The organism is Runella limosa DSM 17973 (genome assembly GCF_000482465.1).
In the GTDB taxonomy this organism is placed as follows: Bacteria; Bacteroidota; Bacteroidia; order Cytophagales; family Spirosomataceae; genus Runella; species Runella limosa.
Genome location: NZ_KI519431.1, coordinates 44,232 through 66,256, shown reverse-complemented (window position 1 = coordinate 66,256; position 22,025 = coordinate 44,232). Strand labels below are relative to the sequence as shown.

At 44.4% G+C, this 22,025-nt stretch carries 9 protein-coding genes; 7 read left to right on the top strand and 2 right to left on the bottom strand.

Annotated elements, in window-relative coordinates:
• On the top strand, positions 1–800 hold an 800-nt coding region (locus K339_RS0130535; RefSeq protein WP_211243863.1), incomplete at its 5' end, for a T9SS type A sorting domain-containing protein.
• 12 nt (positions 801–812) lie between these two features.
• On the opposite strand, the gene K339_RS0130530 is transcribed toward K339_RS0130535, so the two are convergent.
• Both K339_RS0130530 and K339_RS0130525 read right to left on the bottom strand, forming a co-directional pair.
• On the bottom strand, positions 813–1,460 hold the full coding sequence (locus K339_RS0130530; RefSeq protein ID WP_028526981.1) for a response regulator: 648 nt from the start codon (positions 1,458–1,460) through the stop codon (positions 813–815).
• Between the two features lie 70 nt (positions 1,461–1,530).
• Positions 1,531–4,704 carry a ligand-binding sensor domain-containing protein gene (locus K339_RS0130525; RefSeq protein WP_169731917.1) on the bottom strand — a complete coding sequence of 1,058 codons (3,174 nt, stop codon included), beginning with the start codon at positions 4,702–4,704 and terminating at the stop codon, positions 1,531–1,533.
• 200 nt (positions 4,705–4,904) lie between these two features.
• On the opposite strand from K339_RS0130525, the gene K339_RS36395 reads away from it, so the two are divergent.
• From K339_RS36395 to K339_RS35400, 6 genes are all read left to right on the top strand, one after another.
• On the top strand, positions 4,905–9,299 hold the full coding sequence (locus K339_RS36395) for a BspA family leucine-rich repeat surface protein (protein ID WP_169731916.1): 4,395 nt from the start codon (positions 4,905–4,907) through the stop codon (positions 9,297–9,299).
• Between the two features lie 142 nt (positions 9,300–9,441).
• The gene (locus tag K339_RS0130515; RefSeq protein ID WP_028526979.1) at positions 9,442–10,602 is read left to right on the top strand and encodes an aldose epimerase family protein; all 1,161 of its coding nucleotides are present in this window, start codon (positions 9,442–9,444) and stop codon (positions 10,600–10,602) included.
• 97 nt (positions 10,603–10,699) lie between these two features.
• Complete coding sequence (locus K339_RS0130510; RefSeq protein WP_028526978.1) at positions 10,700–11,683, top strand: alpha-E domain-containing protein; 984 nt, start codon at positions 10,700–10,702, stop codon at positions 11,681–11,683.
• A 9-nt stretch (positions 11,684–11,692) separates the two neighbouring features.
• Entirely contained in the window at positions 11,693–12,427 is a 735-nt protein-coding gene (locus tag K339_RS0130505; RefSeq protein WP_028526977.1) for a proteasome-type protease, read from the top strand.
• Between the two features lie 69 nt (positions 12,428–12,496).
• A complete protein-coding gene (locus tag K339_RS0130500; protein ID WP_028526976.1) occupies positions 12,497–13,354 on the top strand; it encodes a transglutaminase family protein in 858 nt (285 codons plus the stop codon).
• A gap of 323 nt (positions 13,355–13,677) precedes the next feature.
• Positions 13,678–22,025 (top strand): SdrD B-like domain-containing protein (locus K339_RS35400; RefSeq protein ID WP_037302332.1); only part of this gene is annotated, 8,348 nt, incomplete at its 3' end.

The following is a 22,025-nucleotide window of genomic DNA, read 5'->3' as shown; positions in this document are numbered from 1 at the left end:
GGAGTAGTCATTTCATTACGCGTGACGGTGGGCCAGAATTGGGACAAAGCACGCAGCAAAACCCGACTTTATATTTTGTAGAAAATGCCAACAAAGTAGCACCCCGCTACTGGACAATCAACGCTGATGTGTGTGGTTTGGGGACAAATGGCTCGTTGACGTTCGACATGTTGGCGACGCCTGAAATGGGCGTGCTACGTTCGTTCAATACGCACGAAAATAATGCTCCTTACTTTATGTACGCTAACCGTGACGGCTGGACGGAATTGTACGCCCAAAACCATCCCGCCTACGGCTTTTACCAAGACAACGGCGCAGGTGGCAACGTGTATGATGCAGGTTTGCCTAAGGGTTTGTACAAATTAGGTATTCGTTATTGGGATATGAAAGGTTGGGGCAGTATTTATCCATCGACGCGGAAGGCACAGGGGAATGTGTTGGCTTATCAAGAATACTGGTTCAGAATCCAGTCGAAGGATGGAGTAGGCACAGGCGCAGCGAGAACAGCAAACGGCGGTCAGCAGTTAGGGGTTAGCGGAGAGTTGTCTTCTTTTGCACGGGTGATGCCTAATCCAGTGACGAGTGTACTTCGTTTGCAGGTACAAGGCAGCAAGGGGCAAGAAGTACAGACATCGCTGACAGATGCTTCGGGTCGTCGGGTGCTAGGGCGGACTTTTGTGCCTGAGACGAATAGCCACCAAGAAGAATTTGGGGTAGGGGAGCTGCCTGCGGGAATGTATTTCTTGCAAGTAAATGCAGGCGATAAGCAGGTGACCTTGAAGGTGATTAAAGTGCAGTAAAGCGGTTTGCACTTAATCCATTTTTATCAGTCCTTTATTGATTGCAATTGAGACCGCCCCGCCGACTGATTCAACTTTGAGTTTAGTATAAATATTAGTGATATGAGTATTTACAGTAGCATACGAAATAAAACATGCCTCGGCTATCATTTTATAACTGTACCCCATTGCCAAAAATTTTAAAATTTCAAGCTCTCTTTTCGTAAGTTTAAAGTCTGGACTATGAAAAATCTTGTCTTGTATTTTTATAAGCGATAGAACTTTTTTTGCAATTACAGGACTCATCGGAACTCCACCTTCCATTACTTCACGCATACCATCTAATAATTTATTTGGTGCTGTCTGTTTGAGTATATAACCGTCTGCACCTGCACAAATGGCACTAAATACCTTATCATTGTCCTCAAAAACAGTCTGCATGATGATTTTAAGCGTAGGATATTCAGTTCTTATCAATTTCAGACCTTCAATTCCGTTTACATAAGGCATATCAATATCCATCAACACTAAATCGGGCTGACTAAGGGCGATTTTATCTAAGACCATTCGGCAGTCTTCAAATTCACCCACACATTCCATATCATCAATCATTGAGATTAATGTTCGTAAGCTATCTCGACGGCTTTTATTATCATCAAAAATTACTATTCTGTATTTCATAAAACAAAAGTAAAGCAATTAGCCCACTCTAAAAATCATTGGTTCTAATGATTTTTGCCCCTAAAGTATATTATAAATCTAAATTAAACTGAACGGCTGTACCACCTTCTACGCTTGAAATAATGCTAATAGTACCATCGGATTCCTTCGACCGTGAGTGCATATTCGCTATGCCGTTACCGCTCATTCTTGACTCAAAATTATTTTCATTTACCATGCCTTTGCCATTATCACTTACTAAAAGTGATAATTTTTTACTTTTCATAGACAATTTTATACTTAAATGGGTGCAATTAGAATGTTTTAATGCGTTGTTGACAGCTTCCTTAAAAATAAGGTATAGGTTTTTTCGCTGCAACATGCTTAGGTGAATCTTGTCATTATCTAACTTGTTTTCAAAATTAAGTTTTATATCCGCCGCCTCCGTTACCGACGAAGCATAGGCTCTCATCCTATTTATTAGATTTTCAAATGAATCATTAGCTGGGTTTACACTCCAAACAATATCGTTCATTGTTTCCATCATTTTGATAGTACTGTCAGATATTTTATCAATGATTTCTGATTGTTTTTCTGGGAGATTCTTCAATGACTTTGATAGTGCCGAGCTATAAATGCTTACGCTGCTGAGTGTAGAGCCGATTTCATCATGTAAATCTTGGGCGATGCGATTACGAAGTTTTTCCATTTCAACTGCTTTTGAAATTCTATATTGAAAAAACTCATAAAGTAAATAGATAAAAATCATAGCAAGCATAGCCTTAAACCACCACGTTTGCCACCATGCGGGTTCTATTACTAATTCCATTTGTGCTGGATTGCTCCATACGCCATCACCGTTCTGTCCTGATACCATAAAAATATAGGTTCTTGGTTCAAGATTAGTGAAGGTTGCATCGCTTTTTTTACCATTATCTACCCAATCGTTGTATAAACCTACCAACTTATACCTATAATAGTTAGAAGCAGGATTTTTAAGGTCTAACAAAGCAAAGTTAAAACTGACCATGCTTTGGTTGTGATTTAATGTGAGTTTCTGAGTATCTTCAATAGCTTTTGTAATAATTGGTACTTTTTGAGAAGCCTGATTCTCAATAGTTATTTCCTTATTCAGGATTTTTAGAGAGTTGATGACAATTTTAGCGGGTGTTGTTTTTTTATAAAATTCTTCAGGATTAAAACTCACGTTAAACCCTACTCCGCCAAGATAAATTTCTCCAGTAGATGATTTACTAAACATATAACGATTAAATTCATTGCCTTCTAATCCATGTGATTTATCGAAATTTCTACATTTCAAAGTGAGGGGATTAAAAAGGCAAAGTCCAATATTCGTACTGAGCCACAAATTTTTATGTTTATCAGTTTGTATAGAATATATTACATTATTTGGCAAGCCATTTTCAATAGTATATATAGTAATGCTATTGGTTGATTTATCAAGACGATTTAGGCCACCACCTTCTGTGCCAATCCAAATGTATTTTTGTGGTTGATTTGGGTCTAAGCATACGCTTAGTAATTTATCCAATGACAGCGACTTACCTTTTTCTCGGCCTTCTTGATACACTTTCCATTGCCCTGTTTCGGGCGAGAGCGCAAATAAACCCATCGTAGTTGCCAACCAAATTATACCGTCTTGGTCTTCAACCCAATCACTAATAATCCTTTGTTCAGCAGGTGATTTCTGTAGAATTGGCAAGATAAATTCCTTAGTAGCACTACCACCATGCTCAAATAAATATATTTTAACTGTATCTTTTCTGGTATATTCTGCCACCCAAATACGATTTTTTCTATCTGAAAAAATCGGTTGAAACCCTCTAAATTCTTTATCTGAAGTAGAAATTACTTTTCTTTCTTTTACTATCTCATATTTTTCAGAATGACAGCTCATTTTTATTACTGATGCAGTATTATTTTTGATATTAAGCATCTCAAACCAATAATTGCCTTCACCATCCACCGCAAAATATTCTTTATGCACATCACTTCTAAATCCTTTTTTATATAGGTCTGTATGCTCAATTTTTTCAATCCAGTCTGAAATTTTTATGGGGTCATATACTGCATTAAGCCCATTTTTTGACGTGCGAAACGGCCACGCAAATTGATATTTTTTTCTATGGTAATTTTTTGCTTTTTTTAAATAAATAGATGTTGGCGATATTTTAAATAAACCCCAGCCATTAGACCCCAACCAAATGTTTCCTTGATTGTCCACTTTTGCAGTCATCATGATTGGATTCCCATTCAAGCTGGTTGCTGATAGTTCAATCAATTCAAATGAAGCAGTTTTTGTGTTTATACTTAGAAAATATTTGTTATTGTATCTAGACCAAATACCCCCTTCATGGTCGGCAAATACCAATTTTGTAAATGTATAAGGTGGCGGCAACACAAGCCAAGTTAAGAATTTATTTGTAGCATTATCAAATTGTAAAATCCTATTTTCTGAAATCAAACATATTTGTTTTGTATAAGGGTTTTCCCACAATACTTCTGTTGATAAATAACCATTTTGTAGAGGTTTGTCTGTTAAAATGGGTTCTAAGCCTTTTGATGAGTATCGAAAAATATTTGTTCCGTATTTTATCCAAATCGTCCCGTTTCTCTGACAAATGATACTTTTATTCTGAAGATTTTCTTGGAAAGTATCGTTAAACTTAGGGTACAATTCTTCAATTTCTTTAATAAGAAAGCTTTTTTTGGTGGTGTTTTTTTCTATTACTTTTAAATCATTACCAATCAATACTATTATTCGACCATTGCCTGCACTTTGTATCGAAATAATATTATGTAAACCTGATCCTTTTGCATTTAATTCATTAAGATTAAAATGAGTAAAAGTTTCAGTGCTTGGGTCAAAACAATCTAAACCGTTGTTGTAAGTGCCTGTCCAAATGTGATTGTTTTCATCAACAAATAAGGAAGTTACATAATTATCGGCAAGTGAATTGGGGTCTTTTAGTGAATGCCTATATACTTTAAAAGAAACGCCGTCAAATCGATTTAATCCTTCTTTAGTAGCCACGTAAAGGTAGCCAAATTGGTCGATAACAATATCATTTATCATGCCCTGAGATAGCCCTTCGGCTGCCGATAAATATTGCATCGGCAATTCACTAATTTCATTTGAACTTTGGTGTAAATTCTTTTTCTGGGAAAAAGAATTTATCGTAAACGCCAAAAGTAAAAATATTGAAATTGTTATCCCTGAAAAAAGCCTAATAAATGCTTTCATTAATTGTAGGTATAATTTATTGGCGAAGAAACTCATTGAACTCAATGAGTTTCTTCGCCAATATTAATCAAAAATCATTAGAATCAACGATTGTCGATGGTATGTTTCAAAGATAATTTTGTAAAAAAAAGGTTTAAGATTTCCATAGAAAATAATTGAGATTTTATCTAAGGGGAATGTCAAATTTTAAAATTACTACATTGAAAAGACTCATTTACCTCCTCACGGCTTTGATGATAAGCCAAAATGTATTAGCACAAAGCCCTTTTATCACTCGTTGGGATTTGTCAAAACCTTCTGGCTCGGGGCTTACCCAAATCAGTTTTGGTGTAGGCACTACGGGTACGGTCAGCTACACTTGGGCAGAGGTAGGCGGTACTGCCACAGGCTCGGGTACGTTTAGTGGCAGCACCGCCACCATTACGGGCTTACCCGCTGGCGGAAAGATTGACCTCAGCATCAGCCCTACCAATTTTAACCAAATCAATATCAATGGGGCTACAGACAGAGTTCGCTTAATAGAAATAAAACAATGGGGTACAACGGCTTGGGCAAATATGGTTACTGCTTTTTACGGTTGCTTCAACATGACTCTTACTGCTACCGATGTACCCAATACGTCGGCGGTAACCGATATGAGTTATATGTTTGGTTATTGTAGTATTTTTAACCAAGCCTTGCCCATTGGTTTTAATACAAGCAATGTAACCAATATGAGTGGTATGTTCCATAGCTGTACTGCCTATAACCAAGCCTTGCCCGCTAGCATCAATACGTCGGCGGTAACCGATATGAGTTTTATGTTTTATGATTGTGATTCTTATAACAAAGCCTTGCCCATTGGTTTTAATACAACCAATGTAGTAACTATGCTTAGTATGTTTCATGGTTGTCGTTCCTATAACCAAGCCCTGCCCACTAATTTCAATACGTCGGCGGTAATCGATATGCGTTTTATGTTTAATGGTTGTACTTCCTATAACCAAGCTTTGCCCAATAGTTTCAATACGGCGAAAGTAACTGGTATGAGGAATATGTTTAATGGCTGTACTACTTTCAATCAGAGCCTAGCAAGTTTTACACTCAATCCCAATGTAGATTTAATGAACGTCTTGAATAATACTGCCCTAAGTGTTACCAATTATGATGCTACGCTCACGGCTTTCAGAAACAGTGGTATAACGGGCAGAACGATGGGAGCAGCTGGGCTTAACTACTGTGCCGCCGAAACCGACCGTACTACACTAACAAGCACTATGGGCTGGACTATAACCGATGCTGGGAAGTGGTGTCCAACTCTCACCATCGGCACAGCCACTAACCCTACTACTTGTAGCGGTAGCGATGGTAAAATTGCCTTTACTACGTCTAGTATTACGGCAGGTAGCCAAACACTTTCTTACAAAAAGGATGGTGTGGCCACTACTGCCAACGTAACCATAGCGAGTAATGCCTTTGAGCTAACAGGCTTAGGGTCAGGCGACTACTCAGATTTTGCCATTGGAGCTGTTACGGCTACAGGTAGCACAACACTCGCAGACCCAGCCAAGCCCACGTTTACGGTAGGTACGGCCGTAAAACCTACTACTTGCAACGCCACCGATGGCAATTTGCCACTCAATGACTTGGCTAATAGTACGTCTTACTCGGTGAGTTATCAAAAAGACGGAGGAACGGCAGTGGTACAAACTCTCAATAGCAATGCCTCGGGTGTGTTGACGATTTCAAACGTGGGAGTGGGTTCATACACCAATATCAAAGTAACGCTCAATAATTGCGAGAGTGCTACGGCCACGGCTTCGATAGCCGCCCCCAGCTTTAACATAACGGCAGGCAGTCCTACGCAACCTTCTACTTGCAACGGTACAGGCAGTATCCCTTTTACCACCTCATTGCCAACAGGTACTTACATCATTACTTACAAAAAAGACGGTACAGCGGCTACGGCCAGTGTCAATGTAGCTAGCGGAGCATTTAATCTTTTCTCTATCGGGGCGGGTAGTTATAGCGATTTCAAAATCGTGCATGGCGGTTGTGATGTTACAACGTCAGGGGCTGTGACGCTCACCGACCCCATGGCCCCCACGGCCTTTAGTGTGACGGGCGGGGGGAGTTTTTGCACGGGCGGAACGGGTGTGGCGGTGGGTTTGAGCAGCAGCCAAACCGACGTAAACTACCAACTCAAACTCGGCAGCAACAATGTGGGTGGACCCGTGGCTGGTAGCGGCGGTGCCATTTCCTTTGGCAATCAGACCGCTACGGGAACGTACACGGTGATGGCTATCCACTCCGCGACGCTTTGCAGCACCACCATGACGGGCAATGCCACCATCAACACTTTCTCCCTACCGCAGGCGAGTATTTCGGGCAATGCCACGGTTTGTAAAGACAACACACCCGTTTTGTTGAGCTTTACGGCGACGATAGGCCCTGCCCCGTACATTTTCAGTTACAAAATCAACAACGGAGCTACGCAAATCCTCAACAGCAGTAGCGCCACGGCCAACCTACCGCAGGCTACCAACGTGGCTGGGGTATTTGTGTATTCCTTGGTAAGTGTGCAAGACGGCAACGGTTGTAGCCAAACTCAAAATGGCAGCGTGACGGTGAATGTATTGACCAAGCCAGTGATTACGTTGACAACGCTTCAACAAGCTCTCAATGAAGGCAATTCTCAAACCTTCTGCGACACAGACGGTAATCCAGTCAACAGTTTGCAGTTTGATGTTTCGGGTTTGTGTGTGGTAGGTTCTCCCGTATGGCGGGTACAAGTGGGTAGTGGGGCATGGAGCGCTTGGTCATCAGATGCTCCAGTTTCCCAATTATCCAATAACCAACCCCACCGCTATCAAGCAGCTTGCGATGCGACTTGCCCAAATACATACACCAGTCCGATTGAATTGACGATTAATTATCGCGCGTCGGTTCCGCAAAACGTGTCGATGACTGCGGATGGCACAACGGTAGGAGCAGGAGCAGAAAAGTCGATTTGTGACCAATCGGGGACAGGTTTGACGTTTAGTGCGACATGTGGAGCAGGCGAACGATTGCTGTATTCGGTGGATGGGGGAGATTACTTGCCAACCGTGCCGAGTCAAATCGTTGATGGACAGTTTCACAATTACCGCGTTCGCTGCCAGAAATTGGACGGTACGCCTTCGTGCGTGGAGACGGACTCGGGAGTGATGAAGTTGAAAATCAGTGTTATTTCGGTAGCTCCCGTGGTAAGTTTGAACGTCAGTAGTGGTTGTGGTACTCCGACGAATTTCTCAGGGACTACGACTTGTGCAGCGGGTTTTGTAACGGTTTGGTACAACGCGGCGACCAACGTGGCCTTGCCGAGTTTGCCTGCCACCACCCCTACGGAGACGACTTCGTACTACGCCCGTTGTCAAAACGAGGTGGGTTGTCAAAGTGGCAACAGCAACACGGTGACCTATACGGTTTTAGCCGTCAACGAAGCTCCCGTTGTGATGGTGAGTAGTGAGTTGGTGTGTACGGGCCAAGAAGTGACGGTATCGACGAGTTGTCCAGTGGGGTCAACGGTGTTGTGGAATACAGGGGTGAGTGAAAGTAGTTTCAAGGTGTCCTTCAATAACATTACGACGCAGTCATACATGGCCCGTTGCGTGTTTGGCAACGGTTGTCAGAGCGCGCAGAGTGCGGCTAAAACGGTACGTTGGAAAGCGTTTGAGTTGACGATTATTAACATTGGTCAGAGTCAATCGGCGGTGAAAAGCAACGACCGTGCGGCTTGGGCGAGTCAGTTTGTGACCCCCGACGGAGGACCGATTTTGGATCAAAGTAGCCAATCGAACCCGACATTATATTACAGTGAAAACCTCAACAAGATAGCGCCTCGTTACTGGACGGTGCATGTGGATGCGTGTGCGTTGGGAACGGGCGGTTCGTTGACGTTTGACATGTTGGTGACGCCTGAGACGGGCGTACCGCAGTCGTTCAACACGCACGAGAACAATATGCCCTACTTTATGTATGCTAACCGCGATGGCTGGGCGGAATTGTACGCCCAGAACCATCCTTCGTACGGATTTTACCAAGCCAACGGCGCAGGTGGAAACGTGTATGATGCAGGTTTGCCGAAGGGGTTATATAAGCTAGGCGTACGTTATTGGGACATGAAAGGTTGGGGCAGTATTTATCCATCGACGCGTAAGGCACAGGGGAATGTGTTGGCTTATCAAGAATACTGGTTCAGAATCCAGTCGAAGGATGGAGTAGGGGTAGGCGCAGCGAGAACAGCGGAGGGCAGTGTGCAAGGGTCGGGCCGTGGCACAGCAAATGGCGAAGGGCAAGCGACAAATGTTCCCCCATTGGGGGCTAAGGGGCTGGCTATCCTCCCCAACCCAGTCACCAGCACCCTCCGTCTCCAAGTGCAAGACAGCAAGGGTCAAGTAGTAGAAACTACCTTAACTGACGCTTCGGGTCGTAGCGTTTTGAGTCGTCAATTTGTTCCCGAAACCAACACTCACCAAGAAGAGTTTGGGGTAAGTGAATTGCCAACGGGAATGTATTTCTTGCAGGTAAATGCGGGAGACAAACAGGCCACGCTGAAAGTGGTGAAAGTAGATTAATAACAGAGTGAAATGTTTGAATGAACAGGGATGCTTTGCTAAAGTGTCCCTGTTTTTTTTTGTTTATATAAAGGAGAGAATTGGAAAGATTCATGCTTTGAAAAAAAGAAAACGTTGTTTTACCTTACCAATTTCTATTTTTATGCGACAGTTTGTATTTAATTTGACAATGATATGTCTGATAAGTGTGGGAGCTTGTGTGAGTAGCTTCGCTCAAAAATCGACAAAAAAGACGGCTAACAAAAAGATGAACACAATCACAAAAACAACTTTTGGGCAATTGCCTGATGGCCAAACGGCCGACTTATTTACCTTGCGGAGCGCAGCTGGGGTAGAGGTACGTATCTCTAATTATGGTGGAATTATTTCTCATTTGTTAGTGCCCGACAAAAATGGCGTAAAGGAAGATGTGGTGCTAGGCTATGACCATTTGGATGGCTACTTGAAAGCTTCGCCTTATTTTGGCGCCCTAATCGGTCGCTACGGAAACCGAATCGCCGATGCTAAATTTACGCTGGAAGGAAAAGAATATCCATTGGCTGTCAACAGCGGCGTCAATAGCATTCACGGTGGAAAAAAAGGTTTTGATAAAAAAATTTGGAAGGCGGAAGTGATAGAAGCGGAAAATGCCCTGAAACTGTCGTACGTGAGTCCCGACGGGGAAGAAGGTTTTCCTGGGACGCTTTCTACGGAAGTGACGTACCGTTTGACCGACGACAATGCCCTAGAAATTGAATACCGCAGCACGACCGACAAAACGACCATCGTCAACTTGACAAATCATACTTATTTCAACTTTACTGGGGCAAAAGCAGACGTACTCGACCACATCGTGACGATCAATGCCGACTATTTGGTGCCAGTCAACAAAAACTTGATTCCGACGGGTGAACTTCGGGCGGTGAAAGGGACGCCATTTGATTTTCTTCAACCACACGTAGTAGGGGAGCGAATCAACGACCCCGAGGATGACCAAATCAAAGTAGCTGGGGGATATGACCATTGTTGGGTAGTCAATGGAGAACCAAAGACCTTGCGCCCAACCGCAACGGCCTACGAACCTACGTCGGGGCGTTTTATGGAAGTGTTTACAACTGAGCCAGGGATTCAGTTTTATACAGGTAATTTTTTGAGCAATAACATCACAGGTAAAAATAACATTACCTATCGGAAGCGTATTGGTTTTTGTTTTGAAACCCAACATTATCCTGATTCTCCCAATCAGCCCCAATTCCCAAGCGTTGTTTTACGCCCTGGCGAAGAATATTATACCAAAACAGTATATAAATTTTCGGTAAAGTAGTTTACAGAGAGACATACAGTAAAAAATTTGGCCATTTCGGATTATTACAGTAGTTTAGCGATTGTCATTCACCAACCCCCACCTTAATAGTATGGCAATGTTAAGCCGCGTTGCAGATTCCATTTACTGGATGAATCGCTATATAGAGCGAGCTGAAAACTATGCTCGTTTCATCGGAGTAAATTTCAATTTGGCATTTGACTTGCCTCCCAGTGTCAGCGAACAATGGGAGCCACTGCTGATTGCTACTGCCGATAACTACTTGTTTTACCAGCATTACGATGAGCCCACGCGCGAAAACGTGATTAATTTCATGACGTTCGACAAGCGGAATCCGAACTCGATTTATACCTGTATTTCGGCCGCACGGGAAAATGGGCGGACGATTCGGGAAAGTATTTCGAAGGAAATGTGGGAAAACCTAAACCAGCTTTATTTGTGGCTGCGCACTGTGCAACCCAAAGAAGAGTGGGATTTAAACCACATGCAGGACTTTTATTCGGAAGTACGGAACGGAACACAGCTGTTTTACGGCATCGTGGATGCGACCATCACGCGCAATGAAGCATGGCATTTTGGGCGTTTGGGGCGTTTTATGGAACGTGCCGATAAAACGTCGCGTTTCTTGGATGTATCGTATTTTACCCTCATGCCCGACTCGGACGTGACAGGAAGTACACTCGAACTGGTGCTTTGGACGGCAGTGTTGAAGTCGGTAAGTGCCTATAATATGTATCGTCAACAGAATCAGGTGCTTACGCCAAAGCACATCGCTGAGTTTTTGATTCTTGATAAACTCTTCCCCCGTGCTATGGCCCACTGTATTCGTCAGGCTGAACTATCTTTGTACGAAATTTCGGGCACACCTACATCCAACCGTTTTAGTAACCAAGCGGAGAAAAAAATGGGTAAACTTCGCTCCGAAATCGAATATACCGACATTGAAGATATTTTTGAAACAGGTTTGCACCAATACCTCGACCAATTCCAAATTCGCGGAAATGAGGTAAGTAAAGCAATTTTTGAAACGTATTTCGACATCAAACCTGTCGAAGCGTTTCAGTACCAATCTCAATCCTAAGTTTTTACAATGACCTATTGTCTTGGCATTAAAGTCGCCTCTGGGCTGGTAGCCATCGCCGATACCCGCCTCACGTCGGGTACTGAAGTGAGTACCAACAAAAAAATTTCGGTCCATCAGCTCGAAAATCATTCGTTGTTTATCATGACATCGGGGCTACGCTCGGTGCGTGACAAAGCCGTGACGTATTTTCGAGAAGTGTTGGAAGAAGAAGATGGGAGTTTTAACAAATTGTATAAGGCCGTCAATGCCTTTGGCCAACAAGTAAGGCGAGTGGCACGAGAAGACAAAGAAGCGCTGGATGCCGCTGGACTTCGTTTCAATTTGCACGCCATCGTAGGGGGGCAATTGGAAGACGACGACGAACACAAACTCTACCTGCTTTATCCTGAAGGCAACTGGGTAGAGGTGGGAGAAACGTCGCCGTTTTTTGTCATTGGCAATTCTAATTACGGAAAGCCGCTGTTGTTCAGGAGTTTAAAGTATGATTCCTCTTTGATGGATGCGCTGAAAGTCGGGTTTTTGTCTTTTGATTCAACGCGGGTAAGTGCCAACGACGTTGATTATCCCATTGATGTGGTTATGTATGAAGAAGGAAGTTTCCACCTGACCGAACACCGCTTTCAAAAAGATGATTTAGCGCATTTGTCGCTGCAATGGAGTATGTTGCTCCAAAATTCTGTCCAGCGTTTGCCAAACGATTGGATGGACCCGATACTTGATAAAGTTCGAGATAAAGTATAAAAAGGTGGAGTAAATCTCCACCTTTTTTTTTATTTATATATATGCCTTTTCAACTCAGGGTACATTGTTATGAATATACACGTTTTGCATAAACTCTCTTATTCGTATTCCGAAGCCGTTAGCCTCGACGCTCATACCATTTATCTGCAACCGAAAGCCTCTCCACATCAGCGCCTATTTGGGTATTCGATGGTGATAGAACCCACGCCCAGTATGCTGGTACAAAATGTTGACGCGGAGGGAAATCACCAACAAATCGCTTATTTCCGAGAAATGACCGACCGATTGTCGATTTCGGTGGAAATGACCTTGGTTTCCAATGCCTTTAATCCCTTCGGATTTGTTTTATTTCCGTTTGAAACCGAGCGCCTGCCGTTTCATTATTCTGCTTCCCTAAAAAAATATTTGCAACCGTATCTCGTACGAGAAGGAGTAACTACGTATGTCGAACAGTATGCCCGTCATACGGCTGCTTCAGTGCGGTGGATGACCGTTCCTTTTTTGACCACGCTTTGTCGAACCATTGCCCAAGACTATGTTTATGAACGCCGCGAAGTAGGTGCTCCTATGTCGCCCGAACACACCTTGATTGGCCGAAAAGGCTCTTGTCGGGATTTTGCTCAACTGTTTGTAGCCTGCTGCCGAAGTATCGGCTTGGCGGCGCGTTTTGTAAGTGGGTATCTGTACGGTAATATATTGCAAGAGAATGATTTACATGCTTGGGCAGAAGTGTATTTACCTGGGGCAGGATGGCGTGGTTTTGACCCTACTGAAGGACAAGCCGTTGGGAACAATCACGTGTATTTGGCAGCGTCGGGAGAGCCCCAGTCTATCGCTCCCTTATCGGGTACATTTCGCGGGCGTGCTCGTTCGTCGCTAATGACCGAAGTTATAGTGGGAATGAGTAGTACTAACCCAATTGGCTAGCTTTTTGTGGTGAAATATCCTGAATTGTAATTATTTTATGCCTAATTGTTAGGGTAGAATGCTTGTTGTTATTTGGTATAAAAATTCTCTTCTGTATTGTTGTTTTTATAGGGTAAATAACTGATTTTTAATATTTTATCGTTTTTTTTCTATTCTCTTCTTTTAAGGTTTTTTAGGCGCATACTTTGGGTTTTGAGCTCATTGTTTTTCTTCTGTGTCCCAAAAAGAAATATTTGTATATCCCTAAGGGTTGGCACACTAATTGTTTCTGCCTATTTGAGAACTCAAATTTCTGCAGTCTGCACCCTAATCGTATTTTCATTATGAAAGTATCTTATATTTCTTATCGCTTAAAAGTATCATTCTTCTTTGCTTTTGGTCTATTTTTTTTCTGCCTTCAAGGGTTTGCTCAGGTAAGAGGAACAGTATTTAGAGATTTCAATGGAAATGGCACGCGTGACACCAACGAGCCGCTTGTACCGGGAGTCATTGTAAATGTGTACAATACCAGTTCGGGTTCGGGCGTGCTTTGTGGAACAACTACCACGTTAGGAAATACGGTGCCTAATTACAACGTAACAGGATGCGGTACAGACGATGTTCGCGTGGAGTTTGTGATTGCTAATAGTGGTATTTGTGTCGATACCACCTTCGATCGCCCTGCGCTGGGTGGCAGTGGCTATGGGAGCTCAATACAATTTGCGAAAGGCAACAGTACTAACGTCAATTTTGCCATTTATGACCCTAATGACTATTATGCGAGCACGGCTGGTGTCAATGTATATGTCCCTTGCTATCTAAATGGTGATCCGCTTCCGTCGGGAAGTGCCAGTGGAGCAAGCGATTGGTTTGTGGGTTTTCCTTATACAAACAGTGGTAGCGCTACTGCCCCTACCCGAAAATTAAACGGAGCCATTATTGGCTCAACTTGGGGGGTGGCTTACAGCAAACAATCTGGTAAGATTTTTACTGCTGCTTTTCTGAAACGACACATTGGATTGGGTAAGTTGGGTAGTGGAGGTATTTATATGCTGACCCCCACTGCTAACTCTTTTACCGTGAATGAGTTTTATGACATGGATGCCAACGGCCACCGTACCCGAGCAGCGTCAACAGCAGTAGCCTACGGTGCAGGGTCGAGTTTTAACATTAATGCGGCGGGTACTACCGCTACATTTTTAGGCGCTACTGATGCCTTGACCAGCCAACCAGAGGGTTTTGGGGTAGTAGGAAGTAATTCAGATAGGGTGCTTCCAACAACACTTAATACGCCCTCCTACGACCCCGCTGCTTTTGATCAGACGGGCAAATTGGGCCTGGGCGACATCGAAATTAGTGAAGATGGACGTTTTCTTTTTGTGATGAATCTGTATAGTCGTTTACTATTCAGATTAGAACTTGACGACCCCGCTAATCCCACGTCAGTGATTGATGTAAAGTCATACCCACTTCCCGCAACATCGTGTACCAACGGAGTTTTACGACCTTTTGCCGTAACGTTTCACCGCGATAAAGTGTATGTGGGAGCCGTGTGTAGTGGTGAGAATGGAGGTTCAAATACTATCAACGGTGCAACTGATTTATACGCGTATGTGTTTCGTTTGGATGATCCTACACTTGGTACTGCCGCCTTTAGTACGACTCCCGTTCTTTCTTCACCGCTAAACTATCGAAAGGGATTTGCAGATGGGGGGACTTCAAACCAATGGCATCCTTGGACCAACGTGGCAGGATACAATACAGTAGATACGCGCTCGCGTCCTTCACCTATTCTTTCTAATATTGATTTTTCAGACCGTGGCGATTTGATGCTTAATTTCATGGATCGTCATGGTAATCAGTTCGGTTATCTGAACCGCCGTTTCCTTAAAAACAATGACGCCACCCTTATAGATGCTACCATCGGGGGCGAATTGCTCATTGCGGGTGTAGATTGCAACGGCACATATACGCTCGAAAGTAATGCCCGTATTACTACCATTAACGGGGAAGTGATTACAACCTCAGGAGCCAACAATTCGCAAGGGCCTGGTTCTTCTACTGCCCCTGTTACTTCTGGGGAGTTTTTTACTGGCGACAATGGCATCCACGCCGAAGCGTCTATGGGTGCTTTTGCCTCATTTCCAGGGCTGGGAGAATTTATAACTACGATCATGGATCCTATCGTGGTATGGTCGGGGGGAACAAGGCGTATTTCGACTACTTTGGGGAGCAAAATCACCTCTTCGGATTATCAATTATATGATTCGGGTAACACGGGGACTTCAGGGAAAGCAAATGGCTTGGGAGACATAGAACTTTCGGCAGGTTTTGCGCCCATCGAAATCGGTAACCGCGTTTGGGACGACAAAGACGGCGACGGTATTCAGGATGCGGGCGAGCCTGGTTTGGCAGGTATTAAAGTAATACTTTGTACCTCTGCAGGTGCAAAAATAGACTCGGTGGTTACAGACGCCAACGGTACATACTATTTTAGTTCGGCTACGGGCACCAACTCAACTTCGGCCAAATACGGCCTTAGTTTGGCACCCAATACCAGCTATCTCTTGAAATTTCCAACGAGTTCAGGGGTGTTTTTCCTTATTTCTAAAGACCAAGGAAGTAGCGACTTGATTGACTCTGATGCCCAAACCGATGGCCAAGTGCCTTTTAAAACGGGAGATTTGGGGATTGTTAATCACAGTTTTGATGTCGGGTATCAATCTTGCGTACCTATCATTTCGAGCATCGCCCAAACAACGGCTACTTGCAACGGTACGATTGTGAACAATAACGCTTCGGTAACAATCACTGCATCGGGCGATAAATACGCCATTGGCACTTCAACGCTCTATGCTGCCGCAACGACTTTTACAGGTTCGTTTACCGCCAATAGCCTCACAGCGGGTAAGTTTCTTACTTTCCGTATTTTCAACGGGGCTGATGCTTGCTATCGCGATACAACCATTTTGGTGAATCAAAAACTCTGTCCTGCTCCGCCTTGTACCAACACCATCGGCGGAACAGTTTTTAATGATTTTAACAACAACGGCGTATTCAATACCACCGATTCGTTGGGTTTTGCGGGCATTAAGGTTTATGCCTTCAACTGCGCAGGGGTAAAGATTGACTCCGCTGTGACTGATTACCGTGGCCGCTACACATTGACCAACGTCACTGCTGCCAACGACACGGTACGCATTGAGTTTGCCCGTGCTACTTTTCCTTCTTGGGCCAAGCCTACCTACAATGGAGTCGATGGCCGCACCGATGTGCAATTTGTGATTGCGCCTAATTGTACGGTGGACTTGGGTTTAACAACCGATTACTGCCAAAACAACCCGTTTGTGCTGGTGCCTTGTCACGTCAATGGCGCTACTACCGCGACGGGCGACGCGCTGATACGTTTCTCGTATGATGTAACAAGTGCTGGGGCAAATGCCAATAAAAAACAACTGTCAAGTACCAACCAGATTGGTACTACTTGGGGGATTGCCTACCAAAAATCTACCAGTCGCCTGTTTGCCGCCGCCTTTCTCAAACGGCACGCGGCCATGGGGCCAAATGGAGGCGGGGCTATTTATCAAATCAATCCTGATGCTACGGGGCTCAATGGTACGTTGTTTTTTGACATGAACACTGTCGAAAGCACGGGCAGCATTGCCGACAACGCTACCCGTGGTGTAAACACAGCCGCAGGTTCACCAAATACCGACGCCACTGCTTTTGCCCAAATTGGAAAAGTGAGCCTTGGCGATATTGACATTACCGAGGATGAGCAATTCCTTTATACCATTAACTTAGCTACCAAAAAACTTTACCGTGTACCCACAACGAACCCTACGGCGGGTAGCGTAGCGAGCTGGTTGATTCCCACGCCAGGTTGTGTGGGTGGAGAGTGGCGGCCTTGGGCAACCAAAACCTACCGTGGAAAAGTCTATGTAGGTGGGGTATGTGATGCCTCTACTTCACTGCTGCGTAGCGATATGAAAGCCGTTGTTTATGAATTTACACCTGCCACTGGTACGTTTTCGCAGGTACTTGATTTCAAATTAGATTTTGCCCGTGGTAATGCCTCGTCCATTCTTTGTACTTCGGCTGCCTCTATAGACAAGGCGACCCACTGGAATCCTTGGACTGACGTACATACCGTTTTCAACGATTGCGGTGCCAACGATGTGTATCCACAGCCTGTTTTGTCTGATATTGAATTTGATGTGGACGGTTCCATGATTTTAGGATTCTTGGATCGTTGGGGACACCAAACGGGAGAAGCCAATAACTTTCCCAACGGTACATTTGGCGAACAAGGTACGGTAGGGGGAGATGTGATGCGTGCTTATAATAACAACGGCATCTACGAAATTGAAAACAACGGACAAGTAGGGCCGTTGACTGTAGGGGGTACAACCGCCCAGCAAAACTACAATGCGTCTTCGACTTATGCTCCCAATGGCCAAGGACGTGGTGGTAAAGAATTTTACTTTGGCGATACTTGGCAAAGTACGCACGATGAACGAAGTATGGGGTCATTGGCTTTGCTTCCAGGTCGCAGCGAAGTGATAATGGCAGTTATGGATCCAAATACGACGATTTATTCGGGTGGAGCAGCATGGTTAAGCAATATAAATGGATTGTCTAACAAAGAATATACCATATACTCAGGTGGTGCAGCTTCTTTTGGGAAGGGGTATGCTTTAGGCGATTTGGAGTTACAGTGTAATCCACAGCCTATTCAAATTGGCAACCGTTTGTGGATAGATACCGACAAAGACGGGGTGCAAGACCCTTGCAACGAGCCTGGCATTGCCAACGTGGTCGTCAGCCTTTACGATAAATCGGGTAATTTCATTGCCAAAGATACCACCAACGCGCTAGGAGAATATTATTTCGATGCCACCAACGTGGTGGATACCGTAGGTTTGGCCAAGCCTAATTTCTTGGGGCCACAACCAAACACGCAATATTACATAGTTATTGGAAAAGAAACGATTGGAACGGGAGCGCAGTTCAACCGAACCGACGGCATACTCACGTTGAGTACAGGCCAAAAATACGAATTAACGATTTCTAACAGTACCCAAAACAGCGGTAACGACCAAAACGACAATGATTTTGAACTAGCAGGAAATACGGCGCCCGTTGCGTTGCAAGGTTTTCCTGTGATTTGCGAAGCTACTCCAAGTGCGGGTGCAAACCACACGTTCGATGCTGGTTTTATACCTGCCTGCGTCAAACCTGTATTCACGGCTGTTACGCAGGTAAACGCTACTTGCGCCAATGGCACTGTTCAGAATAATGCGTCGGTAACAATCACCGCTAGTGGCGATAAGTATGCGTTAGGCACAGCGACGACCTATGCTTCGGCAACAGCATTTACGGGGTCGTTTACGTTGACCAATCAAACGGCAGGCAATATCATTACCGTGAGGGTGTTTAAAGGAAACAACGTTTGTTTCAAAGATACAACCATCAAAGTAAATACGGTATTGTGTCCAGCTCCGCCTTGTACCAATACCATCGGCGGAACTGTTTTCAATGATTTTAACAACAATGGCGTATTCAATACGACCGACTCGTTGGGCTTTGCGGGGGTCAAAGTATATGCCTTCAACTGCGCGGGAGTGAAGATTGACTCTGCCGTAACTGACTACCGTGGCCGCTATACGCTTACCAACGTGACGGCCTCTAGCGATACAGTAAGGATTGAGTTCGTACGTTCTACGTTCCCTACTTGGGCGCGCCCTACTTATAATGGAGTTGATGGCCGTACGGATGTGCAGTTTGTGATTGCGCCTAACTGTACGGTGGATTTGGGATTGACGAGCTTGCACGATTATTGTCAGGCAAGTCCCTTGATGACCACTACTTGTTTTGTCAACGGAGCGTCGGGCAACGGAGCTACACCTTTAGAAGTCTTGGTGAAGTTTAACTATAACACCACAGGCTCGACGCCTACCCCTCAATATCTATCCAACAAAGGCGAGTTTGGCTCGGTGTGGAGCACTGCTTACAACAACCAGACAAAACAGTTGTTTACAGGTTCATTCCTCAAACGACACGCAGGATTAAAAGATACGGATGGAGATAACAAAGGTGATTTAGGTATTATTTGGCAAACTTCAGATCCGTATGCGGCGACTTTGACCAACAGCGTTTGGGCTGATTTGACCAAAGCGCCTTATAATTTAGATTTTGGGACAATTGGTGATGACGCCGCCCGTCAACTAGGAGTGCCAACTGCGCCTAGTAATGATGCTACTACTTTCCCGCTGATTGGTAAGGTGGGCGTGGGCGATATTGATATTTCGCACGATAACTCGGCACTTTGGGTGGTGAATCCTAAAGGTAGCCAATTGCACAAAATAGCCATTAATACCGACGGCTCGCCAGGAGCTTTGACGACCTTCAACATCCCCAAAGCCTGTGGTAGCAGCTATGATACCTTGTACATCAAAGCAGGAGGGAACGTCAATGGCGCATTAATCAATGGATTCGTAGGAGATGAGTTTTTTGCGGGAGGAGTAACGGCTAATTCTGGACGTACAGGAGCAGCGTATTCGACGTTCCGAAATGGCGGAGGTTTTCAGTACCTGATTAGTGTGCCGAATGGTACGTATAATGTCCAACTTTACTTTGGTAATAATGCTACGGCAAGAAACCAGACCAACAGGGTAGAAGGAACGGCGCAAACCTTAGCCATAGCGGCGAGTGCGAGTGTTTCCCAAATATTCAGCAACGTCACCGTTACCGACGACCGCTTGGATATTGCCATCAATGACAACCCAGGAGGCGATGCCAACGCAATTTTAAGCGGTATTAAAATTTGGTCTGTAGCAGGAGCGAAGTTTGAAGATAGGGCCTATCCGTTTGCCTTGAAGTACCACAAAGGAAAGGTGTACGTAGGAACGACTTGCCCTGCCGAATTGACCCAAGACAAAGACCAACTCAAAAGTATTGTTTATGAATTGCCCGACGATGGTTCTTCTATTTTTACCCCTGTGTTTACAGTACCCCTTACGTACCGACACGGGCGTACTTACAGCCAAGAACCCGTTGAAAGATGGCAAGCTTGGACGGGGGCGATTGACAAAGCGTTCAATGAAGTTGAATTCACGGTATATCCTCAACCAGTATTGTCAGACATTGAGTTTTTGGAAGATGGCGATATGGTTTTGGGCTTTTTTGATCGTTTTGGCCACCAAACAGGCGATAGAAATTATAAAACCTACGGCACTTCTACCATTCGTTCTACGATAGCGGGAGATGTGTTGAGAGCAGATGCACAAGCAGGAAATTTCGTCCTAGAAAGTAATGGTAAAGTGGGTACTAATACCTCAGCGGGAGGAGTAGGTAACAACCAAGGCCCTGGCGGCGGAGAGTTTTATTCGGGTGATAATTATCAAACTGACCACTTAGAAACTAGCTATGGCGGGATGGCATTTATCGCAGGTCGCAATGAGTTGGCCGTAACTGTGTTGGATCCTTTTAATGTGGTTTCATCAGGGGTGACCTATTTCAACAATACCAACGGTAATAGCGCCAGACGATACCAAGTAACTCCAGTGATGATGAGTACTACGTTCTTTAGCAAAGCCATTGCGTTAGGGGATTTGGAAGCACTTTGTGATTTAGCTCCCGTACAAATTGGCAACCGTTTGTGGATAGACACCGATAAAGATGGAGTGCAAGACCCTTGCAATGAGCCTGGCATTGCCAACGTGGTCGTGAGTCTTTACGACAAAGCGGGGAATTTTATTGCCAAAGATACCACCAACGCGCTAGGAGAATATTATTTCGATGCCACCAACGTGGTAGATACCTTAGGTGCAGCCAAACCCAATGTGTTAGGCCCACAACCTAATACGCAATATTATGTGGTGATAGGGAAAGAAGATAGTAAATTCAATACCACCACTGGCTCATTGACGATTGGTGGAATAGGGTATCAACTGACCAAACTTAACAGTACTACCGACGGTGGTAACGACCAAAACGATAGTGATTTTGCAATTGCTACCAATACGGCTCCTGTCGCACTCCAAGGTTATCCTGTTATTTGTGAAACAACGCCAAATGCAGGAGCGAATCATACTTTTGATGCTGGATTTATTAACTCCGCTGTCGGATCGATTGGGGACTACGTTTGGAAAGACCAAAACAACAACGGTGTCCAAGATTCGGGCGAGCCAGCGGTAGCGGGCGTGATTGTTCAATTGTTGAACGCAACGACCAACGCCGTTTTAGCAACTGACACAACGAATGCGCAAGGTCTGTACTTATTCCCGAATTTGGAAAGTGGTACTTACCAAGTGAAAATTGTAACGACGAGTTTACCAGCGGGTTGCGTGATTAGCAGCCAACAAGACTTGGGCGGTGACGATACCAAAGACAGCGACTTTAACCCAACGACAGGTTTGAGCCAAGTCGTGACTATCAATGCCTTGGGAACAGGTTTGGCCAAAGACAACCCGACGGTTGACGCGGGCTTGTATTCTCCGAAAGGTTCGATTGGTGACTATGTTTGGAAAGACCAAAACAACAACGGTGTTCAAGATTCGGGCGAGCCAGCGGTAGCGGGTGTAATTGTTCAATTGTTGAACTCAACGACGAGCGCCGTTTTAGCGACTGACACAACGAATGCCCAAGGTTTGTACTTGTTCTCAAATTTGGAGAGTGGCACTTACCAAGT

Bases quoted from the DNA above. Each gene is read 5' to 3' on its own strand.
- K339_RS0130530 (WP_028526981.1), bottom strand. From the start codon at position 1,460: ATGAAATACAGAATAGTAATTTTTGATGATAATAAAAGCCGTCGAGAT.
- K339_RS0130525 (WP_169731917.1), bottom strand. From the start codon at position 4,704: ATGAAAGCATTTATTAGGCTTTTTTCAGGGATAACAATTTCAATATTT.
- K339_RS0130515 (WP_028526979.1), top strand. From the start codon at position 9,442: ATGCGACAGTTTGTATTTAATTTGACAATGATATGTCTGATAAGTGTG.
- K339_RS0130510 (WP_028526978.1), top strand. From the start codon at position 10,700: ATGTTAAGCCGCGTTGCAGATTCCATTTACTGGATGAATCGCTATATA.
- K339_RS0130505 (WP_028526977.1), top strand. From the start codon at position 11,693: ATGACCTATTGTCTTGGCATTAAAGTCGCCTCTGGGCTGGTAGCCATC.
- K339_RS0130500 (WP_028526976.1), top strand. From the start codon at position 12,497: ATGAATATACACGTTTTGCATAAACTCTCTTATTCGTATTCCGAAGCC.